Consider the following 17,705-nt stretch of genomic DNA (forward strand, 5'->3'; position numbering starts at 1 on the left):
CTGTTGTTCCTTTATTACCGGCAGGCTTCAAATCGGCGCTGGCACACCAGATAAATGGCGGTGGTGTCCGTCTCGGAACCGGCTGGGCCAATTCGACCGTGCTGCGCGGTGGCTGCAATCCATTGGCCGCGCACTTGCTCAAGTGGAATCTCCAAGGGGTTATGTGACCGGTTCTTGATGAGAACGGCTGTCACATAGAGCTGGCCAGAACGCCATTGACCGACGGGGGTGGATACAACATTGACGCCGCGTATTAGGTTGGCAATTGGCTCAGCAGTGACTTCGACCTGCTGCACACCAGAGAATGGCGTGGCAAGCCGCTTTGGGGCATAAAGCTGGCGTGCGGCGTAGCGGGTGAGCTGGACCATATCTGTCGGTGCCGATTCCGCCATTTGCTGGCTCAATGTGTGTGCATTCGCCATGCTGGTCGCTTGCGCTGCCGCTTGGGAGGCGGGACCATCACCTCCGATCCCCTCTGTACCAGGCGATGATGAAGCAACGACAAAAACCTGAAGTTCGCTACGGGCACTGGCTGTTGTGCTGTCGGCAACCAGATCGAAGGGAATTTGCTGCCCAGAATCAATGAGCTCTGCAATGATTCGCACGGGTGTGAACTGCTGGAGGGCCGTGATGTACATCGTGCGATCAATGACTTCGATTCGGGCAATCTTGGACATATCCGATGGCACATGCAGGGCGGCAGGCGCAGGCAAAGTAATCATGCGTTCGATGCCCACAGGCAGTGGCGCACGTACTGGAGCTCGATTAAACACGGCTCGCTCGACGCCATGCGGTTTGTTTTGTGGCGGTTTGCGGATGGTCGTGCCGCTTTCGTCCTGATTATCCTTGGCCTGTTGAATGGCCGCATCCACAGTGCTCACCACCATAGCTTGGTCACCCATCACATTGACGCTAGGGTTTTGATACTCAGCGTTAGAGGGTGAGGAGCCAAGATTGGGAATCTCTCCCAGATCGGGCGCGTTATTCACTGCTGCGTTTGTTGCAGAACCCACATTGACACTTGAGTTGACGCTGTCAGGGGCTGGAGCAATAAGATCTGCTGGTACGCTCTCCAAGTTTGGCCCCAAGTCTCGCACTTGTGCCTGTGCGTACTGGGCCAGCCCCAAAAGAGCGCAGGCCAGAGCTGTTTTGCGAATGCTAAGAATGGCTTTCATGGATGACAATCTCACTCGCTTTGAGGTTGGACGGGTCGCACCTGGATAGGTGTCGGAGCGGGGTCGGTCACGTTGGTTGCCGGGTCGGTGATCGTGCCGGGCAATGTGGCGGGCACGATTTCTGACTCAGTTGGCAGCTCGGGACTTTGGTTGTTCTTCTGGACTGCGGCGACTTCGTCAGGATTCAGGCGGGCAGGGCGGTTGTTGCCATAGCAGTCAATGGCCAGCTTCCAGGGGTTTTTCTCGGGGTCAACGTCATATCGCACGACACGCATCGGATACCGTATGTAGATGTCTTTGATTTGTTGACCGCGAAATGTCTCTTGCAATTGCATGTCGAGCAGTACTGTCCAGGTGTTGGTGCCTTGCGAAATGACTCGTCTGGGTGAAAACCCAAACCCTGGAATCTCGGTCATGATGCGTGTGCGTGATCGCAACTCACCGGCTCTATCTCTTGTGTTCATGTCGTTCTCTAGCTGAGCGCGACAAGACGGGGTGATGTAGGCCTGGTAGTAGTAGATTTGCTTGCCGTAGTCCTTGTACCCGTCGGCTTGCCAGCGGTTGACCTGCTGCCAGATGTAGTAGGCAAAGCCATACACATTGACGTCAGGGACCGGCGACTGGCCGTCGGTCACGGTGACGACATCCCCGCCTTGAATGTTGGGGTGCAAATTGACGTCGATTCGATGCGGTGTGCGGGCAGCAAAGTACATACCCACAGCCCCAAGAGCGGCGACAACTAAAACAAGTGCGCCCAGTCTTTTATTTGTCGCCTGAACAGTGGCCAGGGCGTTTAAATATTTTGAACTCATACGTTGTTGCTCGCTTTATCCGCTATCGATGTCACACCTTGAGCAGCGCAAGAAGAGGGGATGGCCGTTTCGCCCGTAGAAACAACGTTCTGACGGGACGGTTTAGGGTTGAATGAAGTGGACAAGCTAAAGGGCAAGGTCCGGCCCAAGCTCCAATAACCGTTGTGGCGGATGAATTTGGCTTTCACCCACCCACGAGAGGCCATCCAGTGGTGCATAGCCTGGTTGTAATAGCCGTCAGGACGGTTGCGCTTAAGTCCCGCCAGGTATTTAGAGGCAAACCACAAAATGACTAATGGTCCAAATAGCATGATGGCCAAAAGTGTTTGCCAGAAGCCGGTTATGGCCAGCAGTACCAAGCCCAGCAGCAGACACACCACGACGGAGATCAGACCGATGATTTGTGCTTCATCGACCGTCATACCGTTCAGAATGGCTGGTTGAACATTCACGCGATCGGTTATCGGCGTAGCGATGCCCTGGGTAACTTGCTCATCTAGCTGTTCAAGGTGTGGGGCAGAGGGCTTGCGAGCCATATCGACTTTTCCCCTTTACCCGAGCGTGGCGATGGCATACGTTGCCATGGCAACGAGTGCAATGGCCAACACGCCACCAGTAATCACGTACTCTTTCAGGTCACTGATATCAGCTTGACCGCGGGTGTATTGGTTCCACTTCGTGATCGCACCCATGACGACTTTCAGGAAAAAGTAGCCGACAAAGATCATGGCCAGAATAGTGATGCCCTGTTTCCAGTAAGCGCCCATCGCTCCAAGCCAATCGCCATCGGCAACTTGAGCCCCGTCAATGCCAGAACCCGGTGTCGGCATTGTGGGCAAAGCCGCCCTGGCAGGTGACGAAAGTAACGCTACAGCAGGGATCAAAGCGGCTTGCGCGAAGTGACGCTTGGCTTTTTGCCACCCCGCTCGGGGTGCCGCCAACAGAGCGTTCAGTGTGGTCATAGCTAAACTCCGTATGGTTTGATGTGTTAAGAAGTCCTGTGAGCGTCAAACCAACACCCACAGGATTAAGGACAACAGCACAACTAATTTGACGCAGGCCCAGACCACCTCTTCCTGCTTGAGTTGGCCCTCCCGGTAGTTATCCAGGGCGGTCATCACTAGCCAGGCAAAGAACAGAACCACAATCGCAACCGTGATGATCGTCAGCACGACTTTCATGGCGTTTGGGTCAACACCAGAGCCCGCTGCAAACGCCTCTCTCATGCTCGAACCCAGCTGTGCATTGTTCATGCCCATAAGGAGAACTCCTGAAGCTGCGTCATTGGCGGTAGTCGCCTCGCAGTGGCTCGACCGGGCGCGGCTGCATAGGGGCATTAAGGTGTTGTTGAATTCCCCGACGCATCACGTCCAGATCATTGATCAACCACTCATATCGAAAATTGACACGTTGAGATGGAGGGGCATCACGAGAGGCCGCGGCCACCATCTGCTGTACGACGGCCAGCTCGTTTTCAATTCGTGCCAGACTTTCGCGCTCACTATCGGCATCACCAGCCTGAACGGTGGCGCATGCGACGAGCATGAGCGCGGCTGCCCAGGCGCGATGAGTCTTACGTTCTGAGGGGCCAGATTGCTGTGGTTTCATTTCTGTCGTTTCTCCAATGTCGTGATGTGAGCGAGAGGCGCTACATATACTTTTTGAGGGAAGCCACTGTGGTGCTGAGCGTTGCAGCAACCAGCGCGGTGAAAATCAGAACCATGTAAGCGGGGTTGAAGCCACCGAAGGGCCAAGTCAAATACAGTCCGAATCCGCCAGTCAGCGCCCAGGCGGTGTATCGCTTAGCGTGGTGATATACAAAGGAGGACTCACGGCCGCCGCTCCACCGGCGCAAGTCACGCCGAACCAAGCCATCGACTGCACCGACAAGGCACGCAAGAACGAAGGCCGGTAGTGCGTAAAGGGCAATCGACAGCCGAAGCGCCACGTCCATCGCGACGTACATGGACAGCACAAGCACCGTGCTGATAAATTGGCTGGCATCAGCGCCTATCGTTTTGAGCCTAGATGAGAGGCTGTTGTCATTTGCCGCTGCCTCTTGTGCTCTGCGCATTGCGCGTTGACGTGCCATGACAGGGTCGTGACTGTCGGCATACCACTGCAAGATTCCGAATTTCTCGTAAGGCCATGAGATGTAGCCGAGCATCTTGTTTGAGAAGGCCACTGTATTGGGAATAATCAGGCTCTTTGGGGCAGCCTCGATATAGCTCAGGTCCTGTTCCACGATAGAGCGAGCATGGCCTGTGCCCTGGTCCTTCCAAATCGTATGAATGCCGGCCAGTTCTATGAACAATCCCAGTACACACGCTGAGACAGAGACCATAAGCAAACCCATGACCATCTCAAAGGTCATCAAAATGGGGCCGCGAGTGGTGGGCTTAACAGGGCGGCTGGTCGAGTTGGTACTCATCCGTGCCCCCTTGTGATCAGGCCCATCGTGTCAGTGTTTATCGCGCTGTTGCTTTGAGTGTCGTCATCGGGGTCAGGATCCTGCACCGCCAGATCAGTGGCGATCATGCCCGTGCCATCGGCGATTGGCTGGCTATTGAGCCAGTTTTCAGTGAACCAGTCGGTTTCACTGGCCCATTGCTCGGAAGTCCGGTAGCGGGCCTTCATTTGCGCGGCGACGTTTTGCAAAGACTGCGGTACAAATTCGTCGTTTCTTGCATCAGCCAATGGGATTCGGATCTTGAAGCGTCGATTGCCTTCAAGTAGCGCAAAGGCTTGGCCTTGCGGTAGTTCCAGCACATCGGCTGGTTCAATCATAGGGACCTTGGTTTTGGTCCAGATATCATCGTTGCGACTGATGAAATCGACGCCGGTGCCTTGGGCGGCGGTGTCTGTGACGCCTGACATTGGCGTGAGATGGACCACCTCGACTTCGGGAACCTGGTCCGTCAGCAGCTTGGCCGTAGTGACACTACGCACGCGCAGCATGACCAGGTGATTAAAGTTGTCCAGGATCTGGCCCGCTTTGGCCTTATCTCCGACTTTGGCCTCAATATCAAATGCTGACTGTGTGTACGCGGTGATCCGAAAGCCCGAGCCCCCCAGCTTGTTCACCATGGGCACAAATTCAGGGCCTGCAATCTCATTGACCTCGTCAAAGTGCGCACAAATGGTCGGCAACACGATTTTTCCGTCTGGGGCATGAGGGTCCAGTCCGGTCTTGTAGAGTTTGCCGCCCACACTGACCAAGTCGGCCAGCATGGAATTACCGACCGCAGAGCTGACCACGGAATCAGAGAGGGCATCTAAGCCTACGTAGACCACGCCTCCCTGCCGGATGACGCTCATCCAGTCGAAGATGGGACGCTTATCGCTTTGGTCGTAGTAGTCTGGTGAGATCAGTTTGCCCACCGCGCCGGTGGTCAGTTTCTCTAGGAATGGCCCCAAGGACGCGATGATCTTCTCGTAGAAGCTACGCTCATAGCTAAAGGCCGCTGCCAGTCCTGCGAGGACCGTATCGTTGATCTTGGCCTCTTTGATGAGCAAAAACATTGCTACAAATTCGGGCTGTCGATCGGCCAAGGCTCTTGGCACCGGCGGGGCGGTTTTGCGATCCTGCAGCGCGAGCTCAAGGCTGGCCAGCCTTACTTCCCAGTCGATCAGACGGCCTTGACGGGCTTGTTGGCCAAACACCATGCGGGCATAGTCCATGAACAGACCATCAATGCCGGTCACATCTTTGAGCAAGGCTTCATAGGTCGGGACACGACCCAGCGCAACCTGGGCCTGAGCCACAATATTGGTAAAACGCCAGGAGAACTCTTTAAAAGCGGCGGAGTTTCCGCTGCTGGGCAAGGCGTTGGTGGCACGGGTGGCTACCTCAGTGATGCGCGAGAAGTTGCCAATGCCGTTGTACCTGGCCGAGATCTCGGGATAGCCAAGATGGAACATGTAGAACTGGTCCAGGCGGCCTGCGCGTGCGCATTCTGCATACATACGCAGCATCAGATCGGCATCCCCTTTGGGATCGATCACGATAGTGACGTGCCCAGCATGAATGTCCTGGGTGGCAAATAACTCCAGCAGCCTGGTCTTGCCCACGCGCGTGGTGCCCATGACCAGCATGTGTCCATTGCGAGAAGATTGGCGAATCTTGACGGGGGCTTCGTCCATGCTGCCCACGCCATGCACGATGGGTGAGCCACCTAAATCTGGGTGAGGTTGCAATGGGTTGAGCCAATGATCAATGCCCGCAATTCCTGCAATGGCTTGAACAATGGGTTTAACCGGGCCTTTGCCTTGCGCTTGCTCGATGGCTTTTAAACCCAGGCTACGTAGAGCCAGCTCTTTGCCCGATGGACGTACAAAACGCTTGGCCTGCGGTTGCAAGGCTTCACGTTTACGTTGTGTGTGCGCTTGCGACCACTCGAACCCTTCGCCCAGGTAAAACTCGCCTAGTGCAACGGGGATTTTGGCGGGAGCAATTTTCGTGACTTTGTAGTATTTCAGGTGATGGTGATAACGCTTGATCCGCATCGCTTGCTTAAAGCGGACCCCGCCGAAGTACCCCGACCCTGCGGCGGCGACGTAGCCCAGAGAAGGAGGCATCATCAGTGCCCAAGGCGCCAGGGCAGCCGTGGCCGTGACGGACCAGGCCGTTGCCGCACTCCAGATCTCGACAGGCGGACGCAGTAACGCTTCCAAGACGGCGTTATTTTTCATGCGCTTCACCTCGCTCAAAACCTTCTGAGAAGATGATCTGTCGCGCTTGACCGTCCAAGCCAATCAGCACGGGATAGACAGTCACATGCGCTGCGGCAAGACGGCTCTGTAACCAGTGGCCGGGATCAGGGACGATTGGCAATGCGTTGGCTTGTCGCTGGATGTCTTTAAAGCGTTTTTCACTGGCTGCGGATACCACAATGACAGTGGCCTGCAGAGAAAGCAGGCGTTCCAAATGGAGCTTGAGCCATTCTTCTGAGCCTTTGTCGTCACCCACAATGGCTAATGTTTGGGTCATCCATTTTGGGTTAAATACTGGAACAGCCGATGGTTTGAGCACGCCAGGTTGTAGCAAGTTCGACGTCAGCGGAAACTGGATGCCGGCACCAACACCAGGTTGGTCTGCACCTGAAATTAAGGCCGAATAATAGGAAACAGCCGGAACCGAATCGTCCAGGACGACCGGTGCAGTCTGAGCGTTGACCGAGCTGGAGATCAGTGTGGTCGCTGCAAAGAAGGCGAGGGCGAGATTACGGTGCATATCGCCTCCAACCGGTTGAAGTGGCCAGTTCCGACGCATCTAAGCCCAGGTTGGCTAATTTATTGAAAACGCCACGGCTATAGCGATTGCCGCGGCTGATTCGTTCTTGCGTATTTCTGGAGCCCGTGTGATAGAGAGCGACCGCCAAACGCCAGGAACTGTTGCGGTCAAAGTGTTCACGCAGAATTTGTGCACCTACATCGAGATTGGGGTAGGGATCCAGAGCACGTTCAAAGCTTTGGAGCTTGTCGTTGTGGTAGCCCCAGTTCACCTGCATCGCACCGCAATCCACATTGCGGATACCTCTGACATCCACATACTTGCGCAAGGCCATGAGGGTGGCCTCATAGGAGCCATAGCGCTTAGCAGCACCTCTGACGCACAGAGTCCAAGGGTAGGGCAGCGTCTGCCGACCAAATTTCATTTGCGACTCTTGCAGTGCCACGCCGTAAAGCAGCCACGGATCTATGTTCCAGCGCTGTCCCGCCCAGTCATAAGCGCGGGGTGGCAACAAGGATGCCGTCACGATCGGCGCACCAGGACGGGTGCGTGTGCGAGGCATCTGACGAACATAGCCGTGGGGGATAGTCGTCTGCTCCTGGGGTGTGATCTTGGGCTCAATGCGCACAGCCGTATCTGACCAATATGGCCACCATTGCGGGTCCAGGCCTTCAGGCTGCGCCAGCTCCGATTGCGCAGGTGCAGCCATTGCCCACGAGCGCGTCATGACGCCACTGGCCGTCAGTGCCGTGAGGGCGCCAAGAAACTGTCGGCGGTGCATGGGGGTACCCATCACTTTGCAGAGCCCTGTGCTGGCACACTTTGAGTCAGAGGTGTGTAGCCCGGAGCGGGGGTCTCGATGATGGCCGTGCGCGGCACGTTCAATGTGTCAGCCGCACCTACCGTGGCGGGAACGGGTGGGATTTGACTGAAATTGACAACTGGCTCATTTGGGTAAAGGCGTGCCATCGCTTCGGTGAAAGCACGATTCCATGCCAATGAGCGCTCCACGTCGGCATGAAAGGCGCGGGCGAACATTTCGGCATACTTACGGCGCTCTGCTTCCGAGGTCGCGTGAATGCCCAGCGCTTCGATAGGCGAGAGGTTTTCCACCGAGAATGCTTTGCGAGGGCCTTCCAGCAAGGTTTTGGCGCGCAACATTTCTTCGTCGGTTAAGCCCCAAATATTGGCGCGCAGGCGATCTACGGCATCCAGCGCAATCGGATTACGCCCTTGTGACTGCGTAGCATTGGCGACTTCTTCGGTACGCTGCTGAGCGGTGGCCTGGGTTTGCGAATGCGCCATCGCAGGGAAAAACAGGGGCAGGCTGATGGCTACTGCTTTGATTTTCATAAGGCGCGGCATCACTGGCCCTCCACAGTTAATTTGGTGGTTTTTCCGTTTACGAGAAAAGAGGCGCTGCGCTCGGATGCGCTTGCGCTTTGCAGCGTGACGCCGTTGACGGTGTCACCTGGTCGCATCACTAAGGTTTGGTTGTCGCCTGCGCGTGTACTGGCGACGACAACGGAGGGTTTGCCATCCCACATATCGACTGAGACCAGACGAACGCTTGGCTTCGGTGCGGCCTTGGCTCGACGAGTGACCGGCTTTTTCACGGGGGCAGGTTCAACAACTGGCACCGCCTCTGGTTCTGGTTCAGGTGTAGGTGCAGGTGTGGACAGAGCAATCAACTGTTCGTTTTTTTGTAAGAGTTCATTGAGTAACTGCCTGATTTCGTTGACATCACGTTGCAGGGACGAGATTTGCACCTCAAATGTTGGTGTTTCTTGAACGGCGTACGAGGCTTGCGATGTTTCAAGGTTCGATGGGAACGACTCTCCGAGATCAATGGAAAGTTCTTGGAATTCCGTTGACTCTGCCGTGTCTATCGGATCTGTTCCCATGGGCATGTCAGAAGCTTTCTCTACATTGCCTAGTTCACTGGTGGTGGGAGCAGGGGAGGGCTCAGAACCCTTTTCCTCATCCTCAACAGGGGCGACCTGGTCTTCGATTTCAGCCAGTGAAGGTTCGGCTGCCGACAAGGCGGCTGTTTGCTCAACCACAGGTTGGTTAAACAGGTATTTCCAGCTCAAGAAAAGGACAGCAAAAAGCACCAACGCCAGGATTAGCTTCCACGGATAGCCTGTCTTTTTCTTGAGCGTTGGAGCATCGGTAAGCGCTGCGGATGCCAATGGGGATGGCGTAACGCTGGCTGCTTGCGGTTGATTTTCTTGTTCAGCAAAGAAATCGGTGACTGCTTCATTGTTTTGCGTCTCGGTCAGGGGATCCACTACAGACGAAAACACGGGCTCCACGTTCTGTTTTTCAACGCTTGCCGTTGGTTCTTTGCGAGAGAACAAAATTTGCATGAGTGTTCGCAAGACACCTGGCTTGTTTGGGGTAGCGTCCTCCAACTCACGACGGGAGTCATAGTCGTGCTGATCCAGCTTTTCTTGGCGTTCACGCTCAAGCTGCTGGTCTTGCTCCATTCGTTCATGTTCCAAGCGCTCGAGCCGTTCACGCTCTAGCTGCTCGGCTTGTTCCCGGCGGCGAAGATCGTCTTGCTGCTGTTGCCATTGTTGATCTTGTTGGTTCATGGCTGCACCCCGCTGATGCGCTCGGTCAGGGGCAACCACGGCTTTTTAGGGTCAACTGTGACGGGGTAGGTTTGGGCGTGGAGCCAATTCTGTGTCAGTTCGACGCCTGACAGAGTCGGCTGTGCCGCTAGACTGATCCACAGTCTGCGACGGATGGGGTCCTCGTCCCAGCGCCAGGTCTCACCTACGAGTGCATTTAAGACATCACGCACTCGATACGTGCCCAGCGACCGCTGGGACTCTGGAAGGGGTAAGCGAAGAAACTGCGCGGCTTCTAGCGACAGCTTGGAGCGATCAAGCTGCCAGCCAGTCCGTTTGAGGGTGTACTCAATCGCACCATCAATGGTGGCTACGTCTTGACGTGGGTAAGTCAGTGCCACAAACACAGACAGGGGATCAGAAACGCTATGCCCTGGTGTGCTGGCTTGTGTGCTGTATTGTCCTATTCGCACCTGTGTGCCGTTGTCGTAGGTATCCCCGACCTGGGCTTGGGCCTGCAACGCCAAAACAGCCAGTGGCGCGGCAACAGCGAGTCTAGCTGTCCAGCTCATGAAGTACTCCATCCGATTGAGAATGGCGTTCAGTGTTGCAAAGGCACCCCAAGGTGTCGCTCGTTAACCCAAGGTCACGTAACACGGGGTTTCAGCTTGACGAAAACAGTTATGTGCGTTATCCGCGCGGCCTGCTATATGCGTTTTTGAGTAAGTGAAGAAAGGGTATTCAAGTTAAAATGTTTTGCATTGCACAATACAACTAGAACAAGAATGTGTTGACGGACTGCCGGGGCGTCAATCCGCTACTGGGAAAAGGTTGCTACGGGTCAAGGGCCTTATCCAAAGGGCCGCCGTCCACCTAAAAATCCGGTGGCCGTCGGGAAAGGCTTTACAGGTAGGGGAAAAGGGGGCTTACGGGTTACGCAGCGCTTCACCCAGGGGCTGGGTGAAGCGCTGCAAATGGCCTCGGCCAGCATAGCGGGCTGTGACTTATCAGAACTTAACGTTGCGCGCAAGCGAGAACCCTAGGTTACGTCGCACCCGGTATCGCGTTGAGTGATAGCAAACCGCTTTGTAGAGTGGCCGCTATGACTATCCTCGCCCACCTCGCTGAAAACGAGCATCCATACCCCGATCCTGGGTTCCCCCATTTTGGGCGTGATGCGCACGACCGTGCTCATGCGATTTACCGCATTGTCGAGCTCCTGACTGAGCTCGGATTGGCTGAATGGGTCCCCCATTTTTCAGCCTGGCTATCGCGTTATGACGGATTAGAAATTTATGCCGAGGATGAAGATGATCCTCATCTGTGTGTGAGAGAGATTTTGAAGAATCATTGTCAGAACCTGGCGCAAGAAAGCAGCCAGGCCGTAGATCTGGCAGGGCGCAAAGAGAGCATTGTTGAAGATATTTTGCAGCAGCCATTTGTCCATTATCGGGCCCACTGGGGCAAAAATATGCTGCCTGATCCTGATTCAATTCAATGGAATCCACTGCAGATGAGCTGGTTCCATTTCCTGCAGCTGGGCGATCCGCAACATCCCACTGAGTCACTGCATATTTTGCTCACATTGCGACATCCTCGTCCGACTCTGGAGACGTTGCGAGCCCATTTGCTTGAACGTTAGAGCATGACTCACCGCCGAACCCCGCCTTGGATCTCGAAGTTCTCCACTTTTATTCCGCGACGCGCCTCCAGTACGACTAAGCCCGCACCGGTTCCGCCACCTCCAAGCCCCCCACCAGTTCCAGTTGCCCAACGTGTAGCAGGGCGGGAGGAAGGGTGGTTGCGTGTTCTTGAGTCTGATGACTTGATCCGTCTGCTGAAAGCTCAAAAAGCGGTTCATCAAATGTTCCTGCAGTCTCGCGTAGCAGATCCTGTTTTTCGACGAGATTTCATCCCAGCTATCCGACGATATGCAGAATACGTCCAGCTTATGCCTGCCTCAGAAGCACACCATCACGCCCACGCTGGTGGTTTGTTGGCCCATACGCTGGAGATGGTATTGGCAGCCATGACCTGGCGAAACGCGCATTTTTTACCGACGAATGCTCCCGTTGAGCAGATTGACGCCGAGCGCGATCAGTGGACCTATGTGGTCTTCTACGCGGCACTGCTTCATGACATTGCCAAACCGATGACGGACCTACGGATCTTATGGCGAGGCGGGGCGATGGATGAACCGTTGCGATGGAAACCGCTGGCGGGCTCCTTGTTCGAAGTGGGGCAGGGGCGTCTGGATCTGGAGTATCGAGTCGAGTTTGAGCCAAAAGCCAGCCGGGACTACCAGGCCCATAATCGCCTGGCACTGACCTTGCTTCATCAGATTGCCCCAAAATCTGCCTTAACTTTTTTGTCTCAAACGCCTCACGCCTTTGATGCGCTGACTCATTATTTGTCTGGCCATAAGGATGGATTATTGGCTGACATTATCAAACGCGCTGACCAGGCCTCCACCAGCAACGCATTGATGAAGGGCAGTAAGGCTCGTTTTGCGACAGCCAATGCAGTACCGCTGGTGGATTTACTCATGCAAGCGCTCAAAAGCATGTTGCAGTCTGGAACGGAATTGCCGCTCAATCGTACTGGAGCTGCCGGATGGGTGTATGACGGCTCTGTGTGGTTTGTGGCTAAGCGTTTGGCCGATGCCACGCGGGCCTGGATTAAAAAGCATGAGCCTGACGAGTCTGTACCTGGAGAGGCCAAGAACGATAGGCTGTTTGACACATGGCAGGAATATGGAATCTTGCAAGTCAGTCCTCATTCTGGCCAAGCTATTTGGCACGTTGAAATCAACGGGCAAACGCCGGCAACAGAAGAGGGCACAGAAGCCCATCAATATCGACACAGACTAAGTGTGCTGCGCTTTCCACTGTCAAAGCTCTATGATGATCCAAACTTATACCCACCGGCGATGTCCGGAGAGATCCATGTCCGGGCCAAGCGTGGCGATGATGAGTTTGAAACAGAGGCTGATCCAGCTGCGGTTGATTGTGAGCACAGCGCTGACACAATAGTCATTCAAGCCAAAGCTGCTCCAGAACACATTGATGAAGGAATATTGCCGCAAAAGGTGGCCACAACGGCCAAAACTGCTACAGCTCGTTCCCAAACTGCAGCACCCAAGCGTAATCTCGTACCAGCAATGGAGTTTAGAAAGCCCAAAAATGCGTCAACTGGCGCAGCCAAGCGTCAAACACCGAAAAATGGCGCAACGCAAAGAGGCAACCAGCCCAAACCTGTGCCAACCTCAAGCAATACTCACCAAACTGCTTCGATTCAGGCATACGACGACGAGACGGTGATTTTGCCAGCCGAACTCGCCGTAGATGGCTTTGATGTTGACGATGACTTTCTAGATGAAGCTGATACAGCATCCAACATTATTCATCGCAGCCCACCGCAAGCGTCTCATAAACCCACGCCTGTGCCAGGCAAAAAATTACATAAACATGAAGCAACAGCCCTAGCTGCGGCACAGGCTAAAAGTGTTGAGCCAGCCTCTGTTGAGCACACACCTGGAGCATTACCAGCCTTACCGACGCCTAAAGCGCCGGTTCTTGAGCCTGAGTCTGCTCCAAAGACACAGGCAAAATCTCAACGTATGTTCAGCCAGGCAAGCACCACGCCGGTCGTGTTGACGCCTAGCTTGCCAGAACTGCCGCATGAAGCACCTGTGAAGGAACCTAGCGAAGCGGCGATGGCGTTTATACAGTGGCTGCAGCAAGGCTTGGCCAGCCGTGAGATTAAGTACAACGAATCTGGGGCACCCGTGCATTTTGTAGAAGAAGGCATGGCACTGATTTCACCCAAGATTTTCAAGCTCTACGCGGCTCAAACAGGGCCTGAAGAACAGGCTGACGCCATGGGGATGCAGATTCAGCGAGAGGTTATCAAAGCTGGGTGGCATCGGATGCGGCAAGTAGAAGGTGGTGGCAAGGTCAACATCTTGCGCTACCAGATCATTGGCAAAGGAAATGTGCCGATCGCCTCGCTGGCGGCGGTGGTGTTGATGGACCCGGACCGGTTTGTTTTACCTGTGCCGCCCGTCAATCCAGTATTGAAGTTGGATCGTTGAATGAAGGGGATGTTTGACACAGGATAAAGTGCTGTGCTACCGTCCGATCAGTCGTGCAATTCAACGTTTCGACGGGGTTTCGGTTTAGATTACTGTGAGGTGCCTAACTTCACATAATGCAAAAGACTGCTGAACAGGCTCGTTTTCCTCCCTAGAGGACGGCTGGGAAACATCGCATAATGTATATTATGTAAAGTCACTGAATAATCGATTTTACTATCTGCCCACAAGAACGCCTTTCTACCTCTATTCTGGCTGCACTCTTCTTGCAGATTATTTTTCCTCCAAGGTAGTTAAGTTTTCCCTCGCATGGTTATAGTGACGGGCTATGTGAACCGGAGCGAAACACCATGGGCCATGTATTACAGTTTGCCGAACGCGATCCCAGCTTGAGTGATGAACAGGCCAAACCACAGATAGAAATGCTGCGCGAAGCGCTGTTGATGAAGCAATACGAGCGCCTGCAGAAAGCAGATCAGACGCTGCTGATTGTGGTAGCTGGGATGGACGGCGTGGGTAAAGGCTCTGCTATCAACACCTTGAATACTTGGCTGGACCCTCGTCACGTCCATACCTTGGCTTTTGGCAAGTTAAGTGAAGAAGAAGCCATGCGCCCTTTGATGTGGCGTTATTGGAATAGCCTGCCTGCTCGTGGCCAGACGGGTTTGGTGTTCGGCTCCTGGTACGCCCCTTTGATGAAAGAACTAGGCCGCAAAGAACCCGATCCAGCCAAGATCGCGCTGTATACCCACCTGATCAATCGTTTTGAGGCGCAGTTGGCCTATCAGGGCGTGCAGGTTTTGAAATTGTGGTTCCATCTTTCCGCCCAGGCGCAGTTGAACCGATGCGCCACCTTGTTGGCTGATCCCAATACCGCCTGGCGTGTCAGCAAGGCCGACCTGAAGGTTCACAAGCAGTTCAAGCACTTGCGCAATGCGGCTACGCAAACTATTAATCTGACTCACAGAAATTACGCCCCTTGGGTCGTGATCCCCAGTGCGGATCAGAATTTGCGGGATGTATCGTTGGCGAAAGTAGTTCTGCAAGCCATGGACAAGCCAATCGTGCCGCGACAGGTCAAGGAGCCTCATGCGTTCCCCTTCCGTTTGAATGTGCCGACCGCCACCTTGCAGTCCCCTCCTCCTGTTGAGCCCGTGCTGGATTACGATGCAGAGCTTTTGCATTGGCAGGGGCGTTTGTCCTGCGCGGTGCGCAGCAAAGCCTTCCGCAAGCATTCTTTGGTGCTGGTTTTTGAGGGACGGGATGCGGCGGGTAAAGGCGGTACGATTCGTCGTTTGACCGAAGCCCTGGATGTGCGCACTTACGACATCCACCCTATTTCTGCCCCTAATGCTGTGGAGCTGGCGCGCCCTTATTTATGGCGCTTCTGGCGCAAATTGCCGCGTCTGGGAGAAATATCCATTTTTGATCGCTCTTGGTACGGCCGTGTGTTGGTGGAGCGAGTGGAGAAACTGATCTCCCGCGCTGCCTGGCAGCGCTCTTACGAGGAAATTAACGAATTTGAGGCGCAGTTGCTGGCCAATGGCACGGCGGTGATCAAATTCTGGCTGGATATTGATAAGGACGAACAGCTAAAGCGCTTTAAAGCCCGTGAGGAAACGCCCTTCAAGGCGTACAAGATTACGGAGGATGATTGGCGTAATTGGGAGAAATGGACGGCCTATCAACGTGCGGCTGAGGAGATGTTTGCCCAGACCGATACCCACATGGCGCCTTGGCATATTGTGCCCAGCAAGGATAAAAAGGCGGCGCGTATTCAGGTGCTGCGTACAGTGGTCGAAACGCTGGAGTCCCTGGATGAACACATGATCAGCCTGAATGAGCCGGCCTTGTCTGATCAGGTCAGTGAGCAGGTATAAGGCTGCAAGTGGTTTTTACCGGCGAGGCTGGGCTGCGTACTGTATAAGGAAGCGACGGCTTTACTTTTGTTGAACGTATTGTCTGCTTGGAGAGACGACAAGCCTTATAAATCCTGCCGCGCTGCCAGACTAAGTATCTTGTGCCAACGTTTGGCTTCTGCAGCATGGGCAGGCTGAATGTCCCAGCTTTGCGCCGGGTTACGCAAAGTCAGTCTCAATCCCCTGCTCTGCAACTCGACCGCTTCTATATCCGCAAAAATAAACCCGCGTGTCCCCTGCCCGGTTTGAATCTGGCCGCGTTTTTGCAAGGCATCCAGGCGTATCGCGCCATCGGGTAAAGCCAGTTCCAGAATGCGCTGGCCTTGTTGTTTTTTGCCGTGGATGGCCAGATAACGGCGTCGCCATACGATAAAGGGAGCCACCAGAATGGCCGCCGCGATCAGCAGGCTCAAAATAGCGGCGATGACCCCGGCACTGGCGCTGACCAGAGTAAAGAGCTGCATTCCACCATACACAAGCGCCGCAATAATCCCTATGAACAGCAGGACGACGATGATGGGCATGGTGGAAAACTCCTTGTTTTAGCGGGCTTGGACTTTTACGGTGGCAGCAGCTTGGCGAGCGTTGGCGCGGGCTGTTTCCAGATCAGCGTCTGCTGCCAGGGCGACACCCATGCGGCGCTTTTCAAAACTCTCGGGTTTGCCGAACAGACGGATATCGGTTTGCGGGATGCGCAAGGCTTCGGCCACATTCAGAAAGTCCACGTCTTGTGCGTCTACACCGCCGTAAATCACGGCGCTGGCGCCGGGCATGCGCAAGGCGGTATTCACAGGCAGGCCCAGAATGGCGCGTGCGTGCAACTCAAATTCGGACTGCCATTGAGTAGCCATGGTGACCATGCCAGTGTCGTGTGGACGGGGGCTGACTTCGCTGAACCAGACCTGATCGCCTTTCACGAACAGCTCTACGCCAAACAAGCCCTGGCCGCCCAGGTTCTGGGTAACGGCTTGGGCAATATCGCGCGCGCTTTGCAGGGCTTTGGGGCTCATGGGCTGGGGCTGCCAGCTTTCCACGTAGTCGCCATCCACCTGCTTGTGACCGATAGGGTCGCAGAACTGGGTTTCGATCTGGCCGTCTGCGCCGATGGCACGGACGGTCAACAAGGTGATCTCGTAGTCGAAGTCGATAAAGCCTTCCACAATGACGCGGCATTGGCTGACACGGCCACCGGCCATGGCGTAGTCCCAGGCTTTGGCGACATCATCAGGGCCGCTGATTTTGCTTTGGCCTTTACCCGAGCTGCTCATCAAGGGTTTGACCACGCAGGGGTAGCCAATCTTGCCGTCGATAGCGGCTTGCAGTTCTTCCAGCGATTCGCAGAACTGGTAAGGGCTGGTGGGAACGCCCAGGGTCTCGGCGGCCAGGCGGCGGATGCCTTCGCGGTCCATGGTCAGGCGAGCGGCACGGGCGGTTGGTATGACGCGCACCTTGCCTTGGGCTTCCAGCTCTTCCAGCACGCCGGTAGCAATAGCTTCGATCTCGGGCACGACCAGAGTGGGCTTTTCCTGTTCGATCAGGGCGCGCAGTTGCTCGGCGTCGCTCATGGTGATGGTGCGCGAATGATGGGCCACTTGCTGGCCGGGTGCGTTCTCGTAGCGGTCCACCGCGATGGTTTCTACCCCCAGGCGTTGCAGCGCAATCAGCACTTCCTTGCCCAACTCTCCCGAGCCCAAGAGCATGATTTTGTCCGACGACGACGATAAAGGGGTGCCCAACAGGCTCATGGCGCGTGCTCCGCTGAAAATGAGAAATTCAAAAGCAGTATTGTAATGCAGGCGACGTCGGGTTTTTTTCAAGCAGGACTGCTTTGTCCGCCCTGCTGGCATACCAGCCAGCAGGGCGGACTTTCTCAAGACTTCAGCCTGAAAGGCGGACG

General features: G+C 55.1%; 18 protein-coding genes. 3 read left to right on the forward strand and 15 right to left on the reverse strand.

Annotated elements, in window-relative coordinates; genetic code table 11:
* Positions 1-14: 14 nt before the first annotated feature.
* From Q9R35_RS04580 to Q9R35_RS04640, 13 genes are read right to left on the reverse strand one after another with little or no spacing between them, the layout of a single operon-like run.
* Positions 15-1,175 (reverse strand): TIGR03749 family integrating conjugative element protein, encoded by a 1,161-nt coding sequence (locus Q9R35_RS04580; RefSeq protein WP_219234819.1) that lies wholly within the window; start codon positions 1,173-1,175, stop codon positions 15-17.
* 11 nt (positions 1,176-1,186) lie between these two features.
* Positions 1,187-1,987, reverse strand: coding sequence for a PFL_4703 family integrating conjugative element protein (locus Q9R35_RS04585; RefSeq protein WP_080584946.1), 801 nt, complete (start codon positions 1,985-1,987; stop codon positions 1,187-1,189).
* On the reverse strand, positions 1,984-2,523 hold the full coding sequence (locus tag Q9R35_RS04590) for a TIGR03750 family conjugal transfer protein (RefSeq protein WP_311219421.1): 540 nt from the start codon (positions 2,521-2,523) through the stop codon (positions 1,984-1,986). Before Q9R35_RS04590 ends, Q9R35_RS04585 begins: the two co-directional genes overlap by 4 nt.
* Positions 2,524-2,538: 15 nt before the next feature.
* Positions 2,539-2,949 (reverse strand): DUF2976 domain-containing protein, encoded by a 411-nt coding sequence (locus tag Q9R35_RS04595; protein ID WP_081045521.1) that lies wholly within the window; start codon positions 2,947-2,949, stop codon positions 2,539-2,541.
* A gap of 45 nt (positions 2,950-2,994) precedes the next feature.
* The gene (locus Q9R35_RS04600; protein ID WP_045931317.1) at positions 2,995-3,246 is read right to left on the reverse strand and encodes a TIGR03758 family integrating conjugative element protein; all 252 of its coding nucleotides are present in this window, start codon (positions 3,244-3,246) and stop codon (positions 2,995-2,997) included.
* A 22-nt stretch (positions 3,247-3,268) separates the two neighbouring features.
* Entirely contained in the window at positions 3,269-3,595 is a 327-nt protein-coding gene (locus tag Q9R35_RS04605; RefSeq protein WP_003799953.1) for an RAQPRD family integrative conjugative element protein, read from the reverse strand.
* Positions 3,596-3,635: 40 nt separating this feature from the next.
* Entirely contained in the window at positions 3,636-4,418 is a 783-nt protein-coding gene (locus Q9R35_RS04610) for a TIGR03747 family integrating conjugative element membrane protein (RefSeq protein WP_311219422.1), read from the reverse strand.
* A complete protein-coding gene (gene traD, locus Q9R35_RS04615; protein ID WP_311219423.1) occupies positions 4,415-6,679 on the reverse strand; it encodes a type IV conjugative transfer system coupling protein TraD in 2,265 nt (754 codons plus the stop codon). The genes Q9R35_RS04610 and traD overlap by 4 nt, the downstream gene beginning before the upstream one ends.
* Entirely contained in the window at positions 6,669-7,220 is a 552-nt protein-coding gene (locus Q9R35_RS04620) for a PFL_4695 family integrating conjugative element protein (protein WP_045931319.1), read from the reverse strand. Before Q9R35_RS04620 ends, traD begins: the two co-directional genes overlap by 11 nt.
* A complete protein-coding gene (locus Q9R35_RS04625; RefSeq protein WP_262479192.1) occupies positions 7,210-8,001 on the reverse strand; it encodes a transglycosylase SLT domain-containing protein in 792 nt (263 codons plus the stop codon). The genes Q9R35_RS04620 and Q9R35_RS04625 overlap by 11 nt, the downstream gene beginning before the upstream one ends.
* A gap of 11 nt (positions 8,002-8,012) precedes the next feature.
* Positions 8,013-8,573 (reverse strand): hypothetical protein, encoded by a 561-nt coding sequence (locus Q9R35_RS04630; protein WP_223254036.1) that lies wholly within the window; start codon positions 8,571-8,573, stop codon positions 8,013-8,015.
* Between the two features lie 11 nt (positions 8,574-8,584).
* Positions 8,585-9,817 (reverse strand): hypothetical protein, encoded by a 1,233-nt coding sequence (locus tag Q9R35_RS04635; RefSeq protein ID WP_149721213.1) that lies wholly within the window; start codon positions 9,815-9,817, stop codon positions 8,585-8,587.
* A complete protein-coding gene (locus Q9R35_RS04640; protein ID WP_045931322.1) occupies positions 9,814-10,368 on the reverse strand; it encodes a hypothetical protein in 555 nt (184 codons plus the stop codon). Before Q9R35_RS04640 ends, Q9R35_RS04635 begins: the two co-directional genes overlap by 4 nt.
* A gap of 530 nt (positions 10,369-10,898) precedes the next feature.
* Between Q9R35_RS04640 and Q9R35_RS04645 the strand changes: the two genes are divergently transcribed.
* From Q9R35_RS04645 to pap, 3 genes are all read left to right on the forward strand, one after another.
* A complete protein-coding gene (locus tag Q9R35_RS04645) occupies positions 10,899-11,438 on the forward strand; it encodes a hypothetical protein (RefSeq protein WP_131071802.1) in 540 nt (179 codons plus the stop codon).
* 159 nt (positions 11,439-11,597) lie between these two features.
* The gene (gene mobH, locus Q9R35_RS04650; RefSeq protein WP_311219424.1) at positions 11,598-13,889 is read left to right on the forward strand and encodes a MobH family relaxase; all 2,292 of its coding nucleotides are present in this window, start codon (positions 11,598-11,600) and stop codon (positions 13,887-13,889) included.
* A gap of 350 nt (positions 13,890-14,239) precedes the next feature.
* A complete protein-coding gene (gene pap / locus Q9R35_RS04655) occupies positions 14,240-15,769 on the forward strand; it encodes a polyphosphate:AMP phosphotransferase (protein ID WP_311219425.1) in 1,530 nt (509 codons plus the stop codon).
* Between the two features lie 104 nt (positions 15,770-15,873).
* Here the strand turns inward: pap and Q9R35_RS04660 are convergent, their stop codons facing one another.
* Both Q9R35_RS04660 and purT read right to left on the reverse strand, forming a co-directional pair.
* Positions 15,874-16,332, reverse strand: coding sequence for a hypothetical protein (locus tag Q9R35_RS04660; protein ID WP_042480685.1), 459 nt, complete (start codon positions 16,330-16,332; stop codon positions 15,874-15,876).
* An 18-nt stretch (positions 16,333-16,350) separates the two neighbouring features.
* On the reverse strand, positions 16,351-17,553 hold the full coding sequence (purT, locus tag Q9R35_RS04665) for a formate-dependent phosphoribosylglycinamide formyltransferase (protein WP_311219426.1): 1,203 nt from the start codon (positions 17,551-17,553) through the stop codon (positions 16,351-16,353).
* Positions 17,554-17,705 lie beyond the last annotated feature (152 nt).

This window comes from Alcaligenes sp. AB3 (assembly GCF_031844565.1).
Classification (GTDB): Bacteria; Pseudomonadota; Gammaproteobacteria; order Burkholderiales; family Burkholderiaceae_B; genus Alcaligenes; species Alcaligenes faecalis.

What these genes read in the sequence shown, in the direction of transcription:
- Q9R35_RS04640 (WP_045931322.1), bottom strand. Translation starts at nt 10,368, where the DNA reads ATGAGCTGGACAGCTAGACTCGCTGTTGCCGCGCCACTGGCTGTTTTG.
- Q9R35_RS04620 (WP_045931319.1), bottom strand. Translation starts at nt 7,220, where the DNA reads ATGCACCGTAATCTCGCCCTCGCCTTCTTTGCAGCGACCACACTGATC.
- Q9R35_RS04630 (WP_223254036.1), bottom strand. Translation starts at nt 8,573, where the DNA reads ATGAAAATCAAAGCAGTAGCCATCAGCCTGCCCCTGTTTTTCCCTGCG.
- Q9R35_RS04625 (WP_262479192.1), bottom strand. Translation starts at nt 8,001, where the DNA reads ATGCACCGCCGACAGTTTCTTGGCGCCCTCACGGCACTGACGGCCAGT.
- Q9R35_RS04635 (WP_149721213.1), bottom strand. Translation starts at nt 9,817, where the DNA reads ATGAACCAACAAGATCAACAATGGCAACAGCAGCAAGACGATCTTCGC.
- traD (WP_311219423.1), bottom strand. Translation starts at nt 6,679, where the DNA reads ATGAAAAATAACGCCGTCTTGGAAGCGTTACTGCGTCCGCCTGTCGAG.
- Q9R35_RS04595 (WP_081045521.1), bottom strand. Translation starts at nt 2,949, where the DNA reads ATGACCACACTGAACGCTCTGTTGGCGGCACCCCGAGCGGGGTGGCAA.
- purT (WP_311219426.1), bottom strand. Translation starts at nt 17,553, where the DNA reads ATGAGCCTGTTGGGCACCCCTTTATCGTCGTCGTCGGACAAAATCATG.
- Q9R35_RS04580 (WP_219234819.1), bottom strand. Translation starts at nt 1,175, where the DNA reads ATGAAAGCCATTCTTAGCATTCGCAAAACAGCTCTGGCCTGCGCTCTT.
- Q9R35_RS04645 (WP_131071802.1), top strand. Translation starts at nt 10,899, where the DNA reads ATGACTATCCTCGCCCACCTCGCTGAAAACGAGCATCCATACCCCGAT.
- Q9R35_RS04660 (WP_042480685.1), bottom strand. Translation starts at nt 16,332, where the DNA reads ATGCCCATCATCGTCGTCCTGCTGTTCATAGGGATTATTGCGGCGCTT.
- Q9R35_RS04600 (WP_045931317.1), bottom strand. Translation starts at nt 3,246, where the DNA reads ATGGGCATGAACAATGCACAGCTGGGTTCGAGCATGAGAGAGGCGTTT.
- Q9R35_RS04610 (WP_311219422.1), bottom strand. Translation starts at nt 4,418, where the DNA reads ATGAGTACCAACTCGACCAGCCGCCCTGTTAAGCCCACCACTCGCGGC.
- pap (WP_311219425.1), top strand. Translation starts at nt 14,240, where the DNA reads ATGGGCCATGTATTACAGTTTGCCGAACGCGATCCCAGCTTGAGTGAT.
- Q9R35_RS04585 (WP_080584946.1), bottom strand. Translation starts at nt 1,987, where the DNA reads ATGAGTTCAAAATATTTAAACGCCCTGGCCACTGTTCAGGCGACAAAT.
- Q9R35_RS04605 (WP_003799953.1), bottom strand. Translation starts at nt 3,595, where the DNA reads ATGAAACCACAGCAATCTGGCCCCTCAGAACGTAAGACTCATCGCGCC.
- Q9R35_RS04590 (WP_311219421.1), bottom strand. Translation starts at nt 2,523, where the DNA reads ATGGCTCGCAAGCCCTCTGCCCCACACCTTGAACAGCTAGATGAGCAA.